Raw genomic sequence first — 16,054 nt, forward strand, 5'->3', positions numbered from 1 at the left:
ACTTCGTGATGACCAATGTATCTCGTACGCGAAGCAATGAGGCGACAGCATGATCAACGAGTTAGGACGCAATATTCTCTATTATATCGAAATCGCCCTCGCCAAACCTCTCTACGCCATCGTACCAGGACTGATTGCCATTCTGGTTGGCGCCTATTTCATCTACACGATGCCACGGAGCTATTATTCCGAGGCGCTGCTGCTGATGGAATTTCAGCAGATACCAACGACGCTCGTATCACCGACCGTATCGAACGACCGCCTGCAATTCATCGAGCAACGGGTATTGTCGCGCAATAACCTGCTGGCACTGGCCGAAAAATACCGTCTCTTTCCAAATATGCCGGATACCTTGGCCAAGAACAATTTTGCGGCCTTGATACGCAACCAGATCACTCTGCTGATATCGGTGACCGAGGGTGCCGACCGCGTCGCAAACAACGCCTCGGTCAGAATTGGCTTCAAATATGGCGATCCCATCATTTCCGCGAATGTAGTTTCGGACCTCGTTTCGCAAATTATCGAAGAAAACCGGCGCATCCGCATGGCACGCGCTTCGGAGGCAACGAAATTCCTGACGCAGGAGGCCAATAACGTCACCCAGCGGTTCCGCGATAGGGAAGGCGTCTGGACCAAATATCTCGAGGAAAACAAGGAATCTCATCCCACGCGAATCCCAACCTTGCTGATTGAGCTTCAGGCAAAGGAAGTGGAACTCGCGGCACTCGACCGGGCCGCCGTTGCGCTGAACGAAGAGATAGGAATCTACGAAGCCCAGCTGCGCATGGGCGTCGGACAGACGACCGAAAGTACGCGTTTTCATGCACAGCTCGTCGAGCTTGAGCGTGATTTCGCAGTCAAGTCGGTCATTTATTCGGACACGCATCCCCAGATTCGCGCCATGAAGCAGCGTCTCGATGAGATGCGGGCTCAGGTTGCACCGGCACCGCGCGACACATCGGGGAATATGCCGACGCCTGAAGAGATCAAGACGCTTTCGCCCGAGCTCATGCTGATCGCAGAACGTATCGCGATGGCAAAGCCGCGCCAGCAACAGAATATCGCCCAAAGGAGCGCCCTTACGGAACGCATCGCCAAGCTGCGGGAGCTTGTCTCTCACGCTCCCGAAGTTGGAGCACAGATCGCGGCGAATGAAGCCGAGAAGGTGTCGTTGCAGCGAAACATGGACGAGATGCAGACTAAGCTCGACGCGGCACGCCTTGGCGAGCGACTGGAGGACGGCGATGCCGCACAGCAGATCGAGGTGGTCGAGGAGCCGGAAGTTCCCAAAGCCGCTACGGGACCACGGCGACTCCAATTGATCGCTGGAGCCTGTGCTGCAGCGGCCATGGCTGCGGCGGCGGGCATCTACGGCGCGCATCTGTTTGACCAGACCATCCGCGGCACGTTCGATCTCAGCGACGCTCTGGCCGGAGAAACGCTGGTGGTTATTCCACGGTGGAAGCCGAAGCGGCGTATTGCCAGGGCATTCCGGAATTCCGCTTTTGCGAACCCAAGTCCGCTTGCGGGAGGGTGACGTGGTTCGACTACGGCCGAACCGCCTCTAGTTGAAAATGGTATCGATGGGACAGGGCACGAATTTCATGGAAGTCATCAAGAATATTTCATCTCGGGGAAGAATGGCGGAGAGGCTGGATGGGACCGGCCTTGCTGAGCTGAATACCAATTACCTCAACGGCTCGGTCATCCACTCCCATGAGGAATGTCCACCGCTGCCCGGCGTCTCTCCAGTCTCCCCCACCTTTCTGTATTCCAATCGCATCATCGCCTTCGACAGCGACAGTCCGATGGCACATTCCTACGACGTCCTGCGAAACCAGTTGCTCAACGCACACAAGGACCGGGACACGCGGGTGATTTCGGTGACCGCCCCGACGATCGGATGCGGCACCACCGTAACCGCCATCAATCTGGCGCTCAGTTTCGCCCGCGTACCCGGCGCTAATGTCTTGCTCGTCGATGCGAACTCCCGGGATCCCGCAATAGGCAATATACTCGGGCTGTCGCCTCGTCCGGTATCGGACGATCCGGTTCACGGTTGGCTGACGACGGTGGATATTCGAAGCGTCCGTTGTCATCTGCTGCGCGCGGCCTGGGGGCCGGGCAAAATTCCGCTGCCGGCGGACCTGGCGCGGATGACGGCGCAGGTCGATCTTGCGCGACAGATGCTGAGACCGACGATCGTTCTTTTCGATCTGCCGCCGATGTTGAGTTCGGACGAGGTGATCCCGTTTGTCGAAATGTCGGACACCGCCTTGATCGTACTCGCGATCGGTAAGTCAAAACTTGCGGAACTGGAGATCTGCCGGAGCTATCTTGGCCCCGAGAAAAACATGCAGGTGGTCCTGAACAAAACGAAGAGGCACGGCCTTTGATGGATGTCGAACTTAACCGGCAGTACGACGCCACGGCGCTGAAACTGGTCGTCGTCATCGTCAACTATCGGACCGCCGATCTCACCATCGATTGCCTTGCATCCTTGAGCGTCCCCGGCACGGTCCCGGACGGGACGCGGATCGTTGCCGTCGAGGGGGGATCCGGCGATCGCTCGGCCGATCTCATTGCAGCAGCCATAAAGAAGAACGGCTGGACGAACGCCGTATGCCTTCCGCTGGAAGTGAACGGCGGCTTTGCCTACGGCAACAACCGGGGCATTGAATATGCGATGGCAAACTTCGGTCGACCAGACTATGTCCTGCTCCTCAATCCCGATACCATTGCCCGCCCCGGCAGTATTACGCGCCTGGTCGAATTCATGGACCGCAAGCCCGACGCCGGCATTGCCGGCAGCCGTCTGGAACATCCGGACGGGAAAGGTCAGGCCTGCGCTTTCCGATTTCCCTCGATTGCCAATGAATTTGAAAGCGAGGCGAAGCTGGGGCCGGTTACCCGCCTGCTCGGGCGCTGGCGTATCGCTCCGGATATGCCGCGGGAGCCCAGCCGGATCGACTGGGTCTCCGGAGCCAGCCTGATGGTCAGGACAGACGTCCTCGATCAGATCGGCACCCTCGATGAAGGATATTTCCTGTATTATGAGGAAGTGGATTTCTGCATTCGGGCAGCGCGCGCCGGATGGTCCTGCTGGCATGTGCCGCAAAGCCGCATCATCCACCTGGTCGGCCAGTCGACGGGCGTGACTCGACACGTCAAACCGTCCAGGCGACCAGCCTACTGGTTCGAGTCCCGGCGGCGTTACCATCTCAAGCATCACGGAGCCGTCTTCTCGGTCCTCTCGGACCTTGCTTGGCTTTGCGGACACATCGCCTGGCGCATCCGGCTTCTCGCCGAAGGCAAAAGCTCCAGCGGGCCACCGCATCTGCTGCAGGATTTCATCCGGCACTCGGGGCCGTTTCGCAGGATCTGACCGCTTTCACAAACAACATCCGGCTCAAATGATACCCGGTCTGGCCATCAATATTTCCAATGCCGCCGCCGACTTGTTGATGTCGTGCCGTTCGAGCGCCCGCCGCCGCCCCGCCTCGCCCTTGCGGAACAACTCGACATCACTTGCGAACAACGCCTGCCGCATTGCGCCGGTCAATGCCTCCAGATCGCCGGCTGGAACGAGCCAGCCATTGTCCGGTTGAACAAGCTCCGGGATGCCGGCGACATAGGTCGAGATCACCGGGCGCTTCAGCGCCATGCTTTCCATCAGCACGACGGGAAGGCCCTCCGCGAAGCTTGGCAGAACCAGAGCCTTGGCGCGAAGAATTTCATTGCGCACATCGTCCTGCGAGATCATGCCCATCAGTACGACTGTGCCGCCGAGGCCAAGCCGTTCGATCTCGCGTCCGATTTCGGCCCGCAACGGGCCATCGCCGACAAGAACGAGTTCGAAATGCGTCCCCTCGGCCCGCAGGTTGGCCGTTGCCTGAAGCAGAAGGAGATGACCCTTTTGCTCGGAGAGCCGCGCGACGCAGACAAGACGCGGATCGGAGCGGTTTAGCTCCACATCGTCGCTCAGATAACGCTGGTCGATGCCGCAGTGGACCACCTCGATCTTCCGCCAGTCTCCAAGGTCGGCCCAGCGCAGCAGCTGGCTGCGGCCGTAGGAGCTGACAGCGACCACAAACGACGATGCCCGGATCTTGTCGCCAAGGCCCAGGGTCTCAGGCCGATCGAACTCCTCCGGCCCGTGCACGGTGAAACTGAACTTCATGCCGCCGATCTCATGCGCCAATGTCGCGACCGTCGCGGGGTTGGTGCCGAAATGCACATGCAGGTGATCGATCTTATCCCTGCGGCACCAATCGGCCAGGATCATCGCCTCCCAGAAATAGACCAGGTGACGCAGGTAACGCCCTCCGGACGTCCTCGCGAACCGGAGCGCAATTCCCAAGGCTTTCAACGAAGGACCGGGGCGGCCAAGCGCTTGGCGAACGACGCTTGCGAAGGCTCTTATCAACGGGGTCCGCAGGATATGGCGGGTGCGGCGGGCTTCCCCGATATCCTCGGGATCCTTCAATGTGCCGCGAAAGGGGCGTATCGCATATCTTTCGACCCGATGCCCCCTCGCCTCAAGCGCCACGATTTCGCGCCGTATGAACGTGTGGCTCGGCGCCGGATATTGGTTGGTGAAATACGCAATCCGCATTCCACAAGCGCCCCTTCATATTTGCCTATCAGCGGCAATTCCCCTGGATCAGGTATAGCAAAAAGGGTTTCGCGGGCTCAGTGCAACAAAGAGCTTAGGAGCACTGCATCGGCTTCCACCAAAGAGGTAAATTTACACCAGCGAGCCGAAATTATACAGACAGTATAGAGGCTTATCACGTTCCGGGGCCGAGATCGCGACAGATGACCAATAAACCAACGGCCGGGGGATACGCGCACATGGACATGGATATCCAAATGCACCGCGGCAGCTATTCGGGGCTCGGGGCTGATGTCTGCGTCGTTGTGATCGGACGTAACGAAGGGCAGCGTCTCATCGACTGCCTCAATTCGCTGAAGAACCATCGCGAGCGTACGATTTACGTGGATTCAGCCTCGTCGGACGGTAGCGTCGAGGCAGCTTCCAAGCTCTGCGCGGAAGTTGTACCGCTAGACATGGCAATTCCATTCACGGCGGCGCGCGCGCGCAATGCAGGTTTTGATGCTGTCATGCAACGCTGGCCTGACACGGCCTTTGTGCAGTTCCTGGATGGGGATTGCGAACTTGACGCCAGGTGGATCGCGACGGCCACAACCTTTCTGGCCATGCGCAAGGATGTCGCGCTGGTCTTCGGAGATCGGCGTGAACGGCATCCCGACCGCACGATCTTCAACGCCATCTGCGACCGCGAATGGGAGGGCCCGCCCGGTGAAGTCCCGGCATGCGGCGGCGATATCCTCATGAGAGCCTCTGCCCTCAAGGATCTCGGCGGTTACTCCAACGAGCTGATCGCGGGAGAGGAACCGGAACTTTGCGTCCGTCTACGCGAAAGAGGCTGGAAGATCTGGCGCCTCCCCTGCGAAATGACGCGCCACGATGCGGACATAAGTCGCCTGAGCCAATGGTGGCGGAGAAGCGTGCGTTGCGGGCATGCCTATGCACAGGTGTCCCATCTCCATTGGAAATCTCCGTCCAGGATATGGGTCAGGAATTTCCAACGCGCGGTTTTCTGGGGCGGTTTGGTACCACTGGCGGCGATCGTCGGCACGGTTCTCGATCCTGTTGGCCTCGCGCTGCTGCTGGCCTATCCGCTTCAGATCCTGCGCCTGGCGTTCAGAACCGCATCCAAACCAGGTGATAGATGGATCTTCGCCACATTCGATGTCCTCGGCAAGTTCCCGGAGATGCAGGGCATCGCTCAGTTTTATGTAAACCGACTGATCAATCGCCAACAGCGGATCATCGAATATAAATAGTAGCCATTGCTGAACAGCGGCTCGGCGGTTGTCCGCCGCTACTGGCGCGACCCAAGAACCCGCATCTTCTTGACCTCAGCGGAGGTCGGGATAACCGGGTATGGCAGCCCGGTTCCCATGCTTTTCATCCCTACCCTGGCCATCGGAGAAAACTCCCACTCCATGCCCGCGCCTCGTCTCAGAAGTGCGGCGCAGAGGCCAGAGAACGGCCAGTAGATATAGGGAATGATCGAAACGCTACTGGTAGTCGCGATAGTAAAGAGCATGGCAGCCAGAAGCGCGAGCACGCCCTCATAACTGACGATATCCGATTTGCTCGTCCAGAACAGGGCAGCGAGCTTGACCGCGAGCACTCCAAAGAACATCGCGAACAACAGCAGGCCGATCAATCCGTAATGGAGTGAAATCTGCAGGTAGGTATTCACCACGTCCACGATGCCCTGCCCCTGGATCATCGTTTGCATCTCCGACTCGCGCACGAATGTGTCCGATCCGAAAAGCGGATAACGCTCGATGACGATAATCGAGTTTTCGAAAAGCCTGGAGCGATAGGTCTCGCTGCCCTTGTCGGCAGAACCGACAAATGGAAGCAGGTTGGTAAACCGGTCGATGAATGGCGGATGCACAAATATCAGAGTGGCAATACCCGGGATCATTCCGACCAGCAGCTTGAGCGAGACCCGCAGATTGGTCAGCAGCAGCACCATTGCGCAGAGCGCGAAACCAAGCCAGGGGCCGCGCGAGACACTGGACAGAAGCCCGATCATCAGCACGCCGAGCGCCGCATATCGCCAGAGGCCCAACGACTTTGGCGTCCGCAACGCCAGCAGACAGCCACCCGCGGTCATGCAAAGGAATCCGAACGCGATGGACTCCACCGACGTCGTAGCGGCACGCAGAAAACCGTCGCGGAAAAGATAGACGGTGATCAACACCACGTCCCATTGCAGCACAACCACGTAATAGATCCGCCAGTTTCTCCAGATTTCGAAAAATCCGATCGCGGCAAGCGGCAGCGCCGCGACGACGAAGGCGAGCAATACCTGGTTTATTTCCAGCGCCGAGCGCAGCGATCGGCTGAAGACGAAGTAGGGAAGCAGGATGTCGAGAAAATAGCCCGGTACGACGCGCAGAATAGAATTCAGATCCCCCAGACGCAGGGCGAGCAAGGATATATAGACGAAGAAGGCGATGACCAGGACGTCCGGGCCGCGAAGTTCCCGATTGTCGTGCTCTCTCCAGAGCCTGATCGCGATCGGCAACAGGATGACGACCGCCAGCAGGCGCGGCGGATCAAGATCGATGATCCTGTTGAAAACGCCCGGAATGCCCACCCCGATCGGAACGCAGGGCGCCACGAACATCAGGATCACGTAGAGCAGGACGGGCTGCTTGGAATTTCGATGGATATATAGGCTCATGATCGCAAGCGCGGCAGCGAAATCGAAGAAACTTCGCGACAGGAAAGTGGCGCAGGTCGCGATGACCCAGCAATTGCGCCAAAGCTTGAACTCGGCTTCGCCGATGAGGGGCACGGCGACCTTTCCGGCGATATAAAGCGCGGGAGCACTGATGATCAGAACGTAGAGGAGAGCGCGGAGATATTCAGGCATTTAAGTTCTCGCGCCTGAAACCGCGCCCGTGCGAAGACGTCTCGCGCTGCGACTTTTCCCCATATGGCTGCCCCTTGCCAATGCGCAACCCCGGCTGCGCGCCTCGACTTAGGCTACACGCCCGGCTCGCCTTCCCACACATATCCAAAAGAGCTAACGCCTACTTCGATCGTAGCCCCCGTACCGCCATTTGCCTTGCTTGCCTGCGCTCCTGCTATGCCGTTCGATTCAAGACGGCCGCGCCACAGCTCCTGCCCATCGAAACCGACGACCCAACGCCAGCATCAGGAAAGGATCCGCCGTGAACCGCCGAACGTTTCTCCAAATGCTGTCGAATGTCGCGATCGCACCAGTCCTGAGCGGCATCCCCTCCGGCGCCAACGCCACCGACGAGATCTTTCCCGAGCAGGTGGGATTGAACATCACCGGAATGAGCTATTGGGCAACCGAGCAGGCTTTTTCCAACCTCGCCTACAATGCTTCGCCCTGGCGGGTGCAGGTCAAGGACGCCCCCTTCACATGGGATACGCCACTGCCGCCGATGACCAAGGACGGGTATCCGACGCGGGTTCCGGCCGGATCGTTCGTCGAGAGCTTCCTGATCTTCACAGCGCATCGAAAAAACCTGCCCGTCCAGCTTTCGGTCCACTACGACGGCAAGGGCAAGCTTGGCTACATAGCCGGCGCCGAACTGGAGTCTCGGTCGCCGGGGCGCGACGACGTGCGCAATCTTCGAAAGGATGCTCCCTTCACCTCCATGGTGATGGAAACCGATCCGACCGATCCGATCCGCAATATCCGGGTGTATGAGCGCGGGCCAATACCGAAGGAGACGTTCAGGGCGCCATTTCTGGACCGGCTGAGCGGCATGTCGACGCTGCGCTTCATGGACTGGATGGGAACCAACAATTCGAAGGTCCAGAGCTGGAGCGACAGGCCAAGGCCCGGCCAGTTCGGTAAATCCGAACTCGGCGTCCCGCTCGAACACATGATCGAACTCTGCAATCTGGTAAAATCGGATCCGTGGTTCAACATGCCCCATCTCGCCGACGACGATTATGTTCGTCATTTCGCGGAACAGGTCAGGAAAGACCTCGACCCGGATCTCAAGATCCATGTGGAATATTCCAATGAAGTCTGGAACACCAGCTTCGATCAGGCCGACCATGCCCGCAGCCGCGGCCTTGCTCTCGGCTTCTCGACCAATGACTACGAAGCGCAGCTCCGCTATTACGCACAGCGGACAAACGAAATACTGGCAATCTGGGAAGACGTTTTCGGTGCCGCCAGACAGAGGATCGTCGGCGTCTATTCGGCACAATCCGTAAACGTCTGGACCAGCGAGACGATCCTGTCGTGGAAAGGTGTCAAGGCGCATGCGGATGTGCTTGCGATAGCTCCCTATTTCGGTGGGGGCTTTGGCGCGCCGGACCGACAGGAAGAGGTTTCGAGATGGTCGCTCAACCGCCTCTTCTCGGCACTCGAGAATGAAGTCGAGACAGACAACAAGAAAACCATTCAGGAGCAGGCAGCGATCGCCAAACAATACGGCGTCAAGCTCTACGCCTACGAAGGGGGCCAACACCTGGTTGGCAGCAGCGGAGCGGAAAACAACGAAAGACTGACAAATCTCTTTGTTGCAGCCAATCGCGACCGCCGAATGGGCGAACTCTACCTTCGCCATCTCAAGAATTGGCGGATGTCGGACGGAGGCCTCTACGCCGTGTTTTCGTCGATGAGCGAACCCAACAAATGGGGCAGCTGGGGATTGCTGGAAGAAGAGGGCGGCAGCCACCCGAAATGGCAAGCTATCCAACAGGTTCTTAAGCGCAAACCTGCACTATAGGTCTCTCGTCCACTCTCTGCTCAGCAATTGAAACTCGCGATATCACCCGAGGCGGAAACCGCGCAAGGTATGGACCACACGTCCTTGCCGTGGACGCCTGCCGCGGCTGATGCGCTCCATCCCGAAAAGCAATAGGCCTGAAATCTGATGTCCTCGAGGAGCGGATGCCCGCCAGACTTTGGTCGTCGAAAGATTGAGCGGATGCGATGCAGGTATTCATCAAACAACTGACCGGCTGCCTGGGTATGGCAACCGGTCAGTCTACCACGCCGAAACCCGAGGCGTTCTGCTCAAGTCCGCACTACAAAGTACCACAATCCTAGATCGGCGATATTGCAAACGGGCCACACCTCAAGTGTAACTTTTCGATACCTAATTTAGCTCAATAAATTTCGAGTGAATAGCGATCTACCTCATGTACATCGCCTCAAATCCTATGTGGAAAAAGAGGAATCAACCGGTGATTATTAAATCACATACTTACTGCAACGTTTGATAGAACCTAATCCTTTTGATTGAGTTGATATGGTGTGCAGATAAGGGAATAATACTTTCGCCAAACAGACTGCTGAAGGCTCGAACGGGAAAAACGGTCGGGCCTTCTCCTTTTGGTGAACCTGACATTTCTCATGGCTCGTGGTGTTATGGTGTGCGAGGCGTCCTGTCAGCCTCGATGACTTCCCGTTTGTGGACGCCCTCGCTGTTTGATCGGCGAGGGCTTCTTTTTTGGCAGCAGCGGGGAAGCACCAAGTGCGGGCGTCCCCACGAGCGTTACACCCTGTCAGCGTTCGGTGAATGCTCTCGACATGCTGTCGACAACCGGCTTGATCAGATAGCTGAAAAAAGTCCTGACTGCGGTTTGAATCATGATCTCCGCAGGCATGCCGGGTTGCGGGGTAAATCCCTTGATGCGGGCGATCTCCTCGGACGAGATGTTGATGCGCGCGACATAGACGTCGTGGTTTGAGAGCCCCGCCTTGCTATCCTCCATTGCGTCCGCAGAGACATAAAACACCTCGCCCCTCAGGACCGGGGTGGTGCGCTGGTTCAAGGCGATGAGACGGATCGTCGCCTTTTGTCCCACCTTGACGCTATCGATCTCGTTGCGCGGCACCTTTGCCTCGATGATCAACGGCACGCCGGCCGGCAGGATCTCCATGATCCCCTTGCCGCTTTCGATGACGCCACCCGTCGTATGGTAGTAGGTCCGCACGACCGTGCCGGAGACCGGCGCGAGGATCGTAGCCCGGCGCAGCACGTCGTCGGCTTCGCGTGATTGTTCACGCGCCGCATCACGCTCGCCTTGGATCGATTGCAAGCGGTCGAGTGCCTCCTCCCGATACGTTTCCTCCGCACGCGTGATCTCCTGCTGCCCCTTCAGGAGCTCGGCTCCGGTTTCCGAAACTTCTGCCTCCAGGCGGCCGATCTGCCCCTCGGCATCGGCGATCGCCCGCTCAAGCGCTCTGACCTCGGTTGCGCGCAACAATCCCTTGGTCAGCAGGACCCGCTTGGTATCGTATTCGTCCTTGAGCAACATGAGCTGCCGCGACATGGCATCGCGATGGCGGGTGTAACCTTCGCTCCGGAACTCCAATGCCTTCATATTCTGCTTCAGCAGAGAAAGCTCGGTCGCCAGCTTCATGCGCTGGGCCTTGAAGTTGAGCTGTTGCGTGAGGATAATCGCGGAAACATCCGGGTCATCCCTGAAATCGTTGAGGTATGACGAAATCGTCATGGAGTCGGCGGCCTCGGATTGAGCGGTAAGCCGGGCGGCCGTTGCTTCCAGCCTGACGCGTCTGAGGAAGAATTCCCGTTTCTTGGCCTGCGACGCGGTCTCGTCCAGCCTGATCACCGGCTGGTTTTCGACAACTTGGTCGCCTTCGTTGACCAGCAGTTCCCTGATGATGCCGCCCTCGAAATGCTGAACGATCTTGTTGCGGCCGGTTGCGACGAAACTGCCTTGGGCGATGACGGCTGCCGCAAGCGGGGCGGTCGCAGCCCAGGTACCGAAACCGCCGAAGGCTATGGCCGTCAGCGCAAGGCCGGCGACCGTCTGTTTCCAGACTGACCGAGGAACCTCCGAGTACCATTCGAGATCGTGTACCTTGGCAACGGCAGACATGACCCAACCCCTATTGCAACAGATGGCCGAACGAACCGGTATTGATATCGATGCCCCGGGCCTCGATCGCTTTCAGGACATCCGCCCGCATTCCGAACAGCGCGACGGTGCCGTTGACCACGAGCAGAATCTTGTCGACGCTGCTGAGGAGAGCCGGACGTTGCGTGATCGTCGCGACGGTTATCTTGTGTTCCTTGGCATGGCGAAGTGCCTGGAGCAGCGCCGCATCGCCGGCATTGTCGAGATTGGAGTTCGGCTCATCCAGCACCACCATCCTCGGATCGCCGAAAAAAGCTCGGGCAAGCGCAATACGCTGCTTCTGTCCGCCGGAAAGAGGCGAACCATCGGCGGCAACCACGGTTTCGTACCCGTGCGGCAGGCTGGCGATCATCTCATGAACATCGGCAAGCATTGCGGCCCGGTAAATCTGCTCGTCATCCGCGTCCATCCGCATCCGGGCAATATTGGCCTTGATCGTGCCGGGAAAGAGCTGCACGTCCTGCGGCAGGTAGCCGATGTTTTCGCCGAACTGGCGCTGATCCCAGTTTCTCAGGTCCATCAGATCCAATCGGACACTGCCCGACGTGGGCAGTATCGATCCGACGAGCATTTTTCCGAGGGTCGTCTTGCCGGCACCGGAATTGCCGATGATCGCCAGGGAATCCCCCGGCTGCAGGGCAAACGAAACGCCGTTGAGCACGACGCGCTTCGTTCCCTGCGGCACATAAAGGAGGCGCTCGACATCCAGGCGCCCCTCGGGTTTCGGCAGGTTCAGGCGGTCGAAATTCAATGGCGAGGATTTCAGCAGCGCCGATATGCGCGCGTAGGCCGCGCGGGACTGGCTGTATTGGTTCCATCCTTCGATGGCCCCTTCGATCGGCGCCAACGCGCGACCCGCAATGATGGAGGCGGCGATCACCATGCCCCCCGTGAGCTGCCCTTCGATCGACAGAAAGGCACCCCAGCCGAGCATCGCGATCTGGGTCAGAAGGCGACAGGCCTTCGATATGGCCGCAATGGTGATATTCCGGTCCTGGGCGATGACCTGCGACTTGAGCGACGAAGCCGTGTCCTTGCCCCAGATCTGCACCGTCTCCGGGATCATGGCGAGCGCGTTGATGATCTGAGAATTGCGCGACATCGATTCCAGATGAAGGTTGGCCTTCACCTGCGCCGTGTTGGCTTCGGCAAACGGCTCAGCGGTCATCCGCTGGTTGATCTGGGTGAAGGCCAGCAGCATGAGGGCTGTCAGCACCACGATGAAGCCGAGATGCGGGTGGATGAGGAAGACCGCCACCACGAAGAGAGGTGCAATCGGCGCGTCGAGAAACGACAGCAAGGTCCTGGAGACGAGGAACGAACGAACCTGCTGAAGATCGCCGAGCACCTGATATTCGCGGCCATTGCTTTGAAGCGAGGCGCGGGCGGCCGCGCTCAGGATCGGAGCGCCAAGCTGTGCCGCGATTTCCACCGCGGTCCGCATCAGGATGAAGCGCCGAAGAGCGTCGAAGGCCGCCTGCAGGATGACCGCTCCGACGATCACGATCGTCAACATCACCAGCGTGTCGAGAGAACGGCTGGTCAGCACCCGGTCCGATATCTGGAACAGGTAGGTCGGGATCGCAAGCACGAGGATATTGCTGGCGACGGTGAAAAACATGACGATCGCCAGGTTCCGCCGCACCGCAGTAACGCCCGCGCGCAGGCTGGCAGAAAAGTCGACCGGCGCGAGGCGCTTGTGAAACGTACCGTCGCCGCCACGCCCGCCACCGGTCGTCGGCGGCTTTCCAAAGGGCTTTGCCTCTGTCCGCAATGGCCCGGTGTCGGCATCGATCGTGATCATGCCTTCCGGCGCCTTCGCCTCCGTCGCTTCGCGCTGCGGAGGCTTCGGCTCGATCTCCGGTTCGATGATCCTGCCATTGGCAGGCATGGCCAGAATATCGGCGCCCGACGAGCCCTCGTTTACGCGCAATGAACTCGGTGGTGAGTTCTTGGGTTCCAGCCTGGATATCGTTGCTGAAGAGACTGCGTCACCGGATGACATTTTCAGGCATTCGTCCACGGCGCGCTCCAATTTTGCATAAAATTCCTCCCCGGCAAGTTGCCGACTTTCATCGTGATCGTGGGCCTGTTCTAGGTCGGCCCTCTTTTGAGCGTCCGACATGTTTCCCCCCATTATCCGAGCACATGTTGCAGTCCATCGTTCTGATAGTGGCCGTCATGATCCACAGGCACGCCGTATCCAGGCTCGGTTGGATCGGCTTGCAGCATCGAATCGTCGAGAAAGGCCACCGCTTCGTTGACCAGTGCATCGGGATCGTGCGCCGCCAATTCCGGATGGCTTGAAATCAATCCCGATTGGAAAAGCGTTTCCTGGGAGTATTGCTCGCCGCCGACATAGGTATGGCCGAGAGAGTCCAGGTCGGCGATCGCGGCGTTGTTGATGAGCGTATTTCCCCCGGTCGAGATCGACCATGTCGCTTCCGCGTGAGGATTGACCGCATTCATCGCCAGGGCGATCTGATCGCTGTCGCCGACGATGCTGGTCTGGCTGATATACTGGATATTCAGCATGTCGCCGCTGATATAGAGAACGCGCAACCCGGCCAATCCCGCAAACGCCGGATCAGTCAGAACGCCGCTGGAGAGATTTCTTCCGCCGCCGGCAAAATCGGTCGCCGTGTCCAGGTAGGCGGAAGGCAGCGTGTCGAAACGATCGGCGCCGCCAATATTGTAGATATGGGCCTGGTTCCAGAGCAGGTTTCCGGCGCTGGAAAACGCGCCCTCGCCGGTCGTTTCGAAAACCGTGACCGCGCCGACAATATCGTTGTCGAACAATATGTTCATCTGGTGGATGATATTGGCGTCGTAAAGGCTGCCGCCAACCAATATCAGATCGTAGGCATGGCTGAGCTCGTAGATCGAGGTCTGGTTCACGCTCATGTTGTCGCCGCCAATGACCTTGGTCGTGGCGCCGGAGGACGACAGGATGCCGACGTCATTGTCGGACATGAAGATGTACTGCTCCAGCCAATTGACGATCAGCAGGTCGCCCTGGATCTCCGTGACGATCCAGCTTCCGGGATAACCTCCGCTGGCATGCGAGGAGGCACTGTCGTCCTGCAGCGGATCGACCCTGTGGAATGTGGCGATGTTGAATATTTCGTCGGGTGCGCCGTCGTTCGTCCAGCTGCTGATCGCCGAGGTAATGGCGTCGACATCCTGAATGACATTGACCTGGATGATCGCGTTGATCTCGAAATGGTCGCCGACGACCGCCGTCACCGTTGCGCCGGTCCAGATATTCTTGAGGACGGCATCGTTGACGGTGGTATTGGCGCCGCCGATCAGTTCGACCGAAGCGTCTACCTGGACGGAGCCATCCGCAAAGATCTTGGCGTTGGATGGATGAGCATCCTCCTCCGCGTCGGCGTCATCTGTATCCTTACCGAAGGAGTGATAATCCTCCAGCTTCGGCGCCTCGTCGACGAGCACTCCGTTGACGTAGGTACCTTCGATCGTCGTGGATTGATGGACGAAAGCTTCCATCGGCCCGCCGGAATCGGCTGAAAGGGACTCCAGCTCGCTGGCGACGGACTTGATGATCTCGATAAGGTCTGCCGAGGATTCAGGCATATCGAGATGGCCGACCGGCGCGTCCGACAAGACCTCCTGCGCCCTATCCAGCAGCTCGCCGTTATCAACCGGAGCAGGATTGAACGCGAGGCCGTGTCCCCCGACGCCGAAGCTGTCATTGTCGGAAAGCGAGGCGGCCTGAACGATGAAGTTCACCACCGAGCCAAGAGGCTGTATCCCCAATGTAAATGACTTGCCGCTCGCATAGGACGGATACTCGTGCCGCGGCATCTCATGCCGGCCGTAATGCGTCCTGATTTCTACGACGGGAATTGACGGATGGTCATATCGACCCACGAAGTGGGGATGCCAGATGGGCGTGAAAGTGGCGGGAGCCTTGTAGACCACCGACGGATCGAAGCCGAGCAGGTCGTAAGGCGCCTCGAAATGGGATGGGGTCGCGACAGATGGCGGGATGAATTGTTCGGGCGTGTTGAGCGAGAAATCGGTGTAATTATCCCGCAGGCGCGCATCCTCGGGGTTCGTGTGGAAGAGCCCGATGAAATGAGCGATTTCCTCCGTGATTGTATCCATCATCGTCATAACCGCTGCCTCTGCATTGGCATGCCTGGACCAAAGGTCGTTCGGAATGAGGGACTGCGCAGGAGGTCTGCGCAGTCCGCGATGTGAAGGTCTCTGCCTGGAGCAGGGAAAGCGACGGCTTAGAGACTGGTGCCGTCGTGGGTGTCGTCGCCTGCCACCGTGCTGTGGAGGTCGCCGCCGACGATCGTCATGTCGATTGCGTTCTGCTGCAGGTTCGCACCCATCACGATTTCCTGGTTGAAGGCGTGGGTGTCAATCGACGCATCGGCCGAAGCGGAGCTTGTGCCGGTCACGAAACCGTCGTCACCGTTGTGCGAGCCCCAGACACCGCCGTCGCCGCCAGCTCCGCCGGCGCCGGTATAGGCCAGGCCGCCATCGCCGCCGGCAGCACCAGCACCACCGAATGCCCAGCCACCTACCGCG

The 16,054-nt window shown here is 58.9% G+C and carries 10 protein-coding genes and 1 pseudogene; 5 read left to right on the forward strand and 6 right to left on the reverse strand.

Annotated features, from left to right (window positions below):
* The first annotated feature begins 49 nt into the window (after positions 1-49).
* Genes MOV63_RS07900 through MOV63_RS07910 form a run of 3 tightly spaced genes read left to right on the forward strand, consistent with a single transcriptional unit; the run spans position 50 to position 3,385 of the window.
* Positions 50-1,537, forward strand: a complete 1,488-nt coding sequence (locus MOV63_RS07900; protein WP_247033156.1) for a hypothetical protein — start codon at positions 50-52, stop codon at positions 1,535-1,537.
* Between the two features lie 46 nt (positions 1,538-1,583).
* Positions 1,584-2,396 carry a hypothetical protein gene (locus MOV63_RS07905; RefSeq protein WP_247033158.1) on the forward strand — a complete coding sequence of 271 codons (813 nt, stop codon included), beginning with the start codon at positions 1,584-1,586 and terminating at the stop codon, positions 2,394-2,396.
* Entirely contained in the window at positions 2,396-3,385 is a 990-nt protein-coding gene (locus MOV63_RS07910; protein WP_247033159.1) for a glycosyltransferase family 2 protein, read from the forward strand. The genes MOV63_RS07905 and MOV63_RS07910 overlap by 1 nt, the downstream gene beginning before the upstream one ends.
* A 24-nt stretch (positions 3,386-3,409) precedes the next feature.
* On the opposite strand, the gene MOV63_RS07915 is transcribed toward MOV63_RS07910, so the two are convergent.
* On the reverse strand, positions 3,410-4,615 hold the full coding sequence (locus tag MOV63_RS07915) for a glycosyltransferase (RefSeq protein WP_247033160.1): 1,206 nt from the start codon (positions 4,613-4,615) through the stop codon (positions 3,410-3,412).
* A 239-nt stretch (positions 4,616-4,854) separates the two neighbouring features.
* On the opposite strand from MOV63_RS07915, the gene MOV63_RS07920 reads away from it, so the two are divergent.
* Complete coding sequence (locus MOV63_RS07920) at positions 4,855-5,871, forward strand: glycosyltransferase (RefSeq protein ID WP_309500818.1); 1,017 nt, start codon at positions 4,855-4,857, stop codon at positions 5,869-5,871.
* A gap of 38 nt (positions 5,872-5,909) precedes the next feature.
* Here MOV63_RS07920 and MOV63_RS07925 read toward each other — a convergent pair whose 3' ends face one another.
* Positions 5,910-7,484, reverse strand: coding sequence for an O-antigen ligase (locus MOV63_RS07925; protein ID WP_247033161.1), 1,575 nt, complete (start codon positions 7,482-7,484; stop codon positions 5,910-5,912).
* Positions 7,485-7,785: 301 nt separating this feature from the next.
* Here MOV63_RS07925 and MOV63_RS07930 point away from each other — a divergent pair, with 301 nt between their 5' ends.
* Positions 7,786-9,330, forward strand: coding sequence for a hypothetical protein (locus MOV63_RS07930; protein ID WP_247033163.1), 1,545 nt, complete (start codon positions 7,786-7,788; stop codon positions 9,328-9,330).
* Between the two features lie 781 nt (positions 9,331-10,111).
* Here the strand turns inward: MOV63_RS07930 and MOV63_RS07935 are convergent.
* From MOV63_RS07935 to MOV63_RS07950, 4 genes and pseudogenes are all read right to left on the reverse strand, one after another.
* A complete protein-coding gene (locus tag MOV63_RS07935) occupies positions 10,112-11,452 on the reverse strand; it encodes an HlyD family type I secretion periplasmic adaptor subunit (protein ID WP_038546045.1) in 1,341 nt (446 codons plus the stop codon).
* 10 nt (positions 11,453-11,462) lie between these two features.
* A complete protein-coding gene (locus tag MOV63_RS07940) occupies positions 11,463-13,496 on the reverse strand; it encodes a type I secretion system permease/ATPase (RefSeq protein WP_405029306.1) in 2,034 nt (677 codons plus the stop codon).
* Between the two features lie 131 nt (positions 13,497-13,627).
* Positions 13,628-15,625: a hypothetical protein gene (locus MOV63_RS07945; protein ID WP_247033164.1), complete on the reverse strand. Its 1,998-nt coding sequence runs from the start codon at positions 15,623-15,625 to the stop codon at positions 13,628-13,630.
* Between the two features lie 125 nt (positions 15,626-15,750).
* Positions 15,751-16,054: pseudogene (locus MOV63_RS07950) on the reverse strand (hypothetical protein); the annotation flags it as partial.

Source organism: Neorhizobium sp. SHOUNA12A, from assembly GCF_023006505.1.
GTDB lineage: Bacteria > Pseudomonadota > Alphaproteobacteria > Rhizobiales > Rhizobiaceae > Neorhizobium.

Excerpts from the sequence above, each read along its gene's own strand:
- MOV63_RS07900 (WP_247033156.1), top strand. The coding sequence starts at position 50 with ATGATCAACGAGTTAGGACGCAATATTCTCTATTATATCGAAATCGCC.
- MOV63_RS07905 (WP_247033158.1), top strand. The coding sequence starts at position 1,584 with ATGGGACAGGGCACGAATTTCATGGAAGTCATCAAGAATATTTCATCT.
- MOV63_RS07910 (WP_247033159.1), top strand. The coding sequence starts at position 2,396 with ATGGATGTCGAACTTAACCGGCAGTACGACGCCACGGCGCTGAAACTG.
- MOV63_RS07915 (WP_247033160.1), bottom strand. The coding sequence starts at position 4,615 with ATGCGGATTGCGTATTTCACCAACCAATATCCGGCGCCGAGCCACACG.
- MOV63_RS07920 (WP_309500818.1), top strand. The coding sequence starts at position 4,855 with ATGGACATGGATATCCAAATGCACCGCGGCAGCTATTCGGGGCTCGGG.
- MOV63_RS07925 (WP_247033161.1), bottom strand. The coding sequence starts at position 7,484 with ATGCCTGAATATCTCCGCGCTCTCCTCTACGTTCTGATCATCAGTGCT.
- MOV63_RS07935 (WP_038546045.1), bottom strand. The coding sequence starts at position 11,452 with ATGTCTGCCGTTGCCAAGGTACACGATCTCGAATGGTACTCGGAGGTT.
- MOV63_RS07940 (WP_405029306.1), bottom strand. The coding sequence starts at position 13,496 with ATGTCATCCGGTGACGCAGTCTCTTCAGCAACGATATCCAGGCTGGAA.
- MOV63_RS07945 (WP_247033164.1), bottom strand. The coding sequence starts at position 15,625 with ATGATGGATACAATCACGGAGGAAATCGCTCATTTCATCGGGCTCTTC.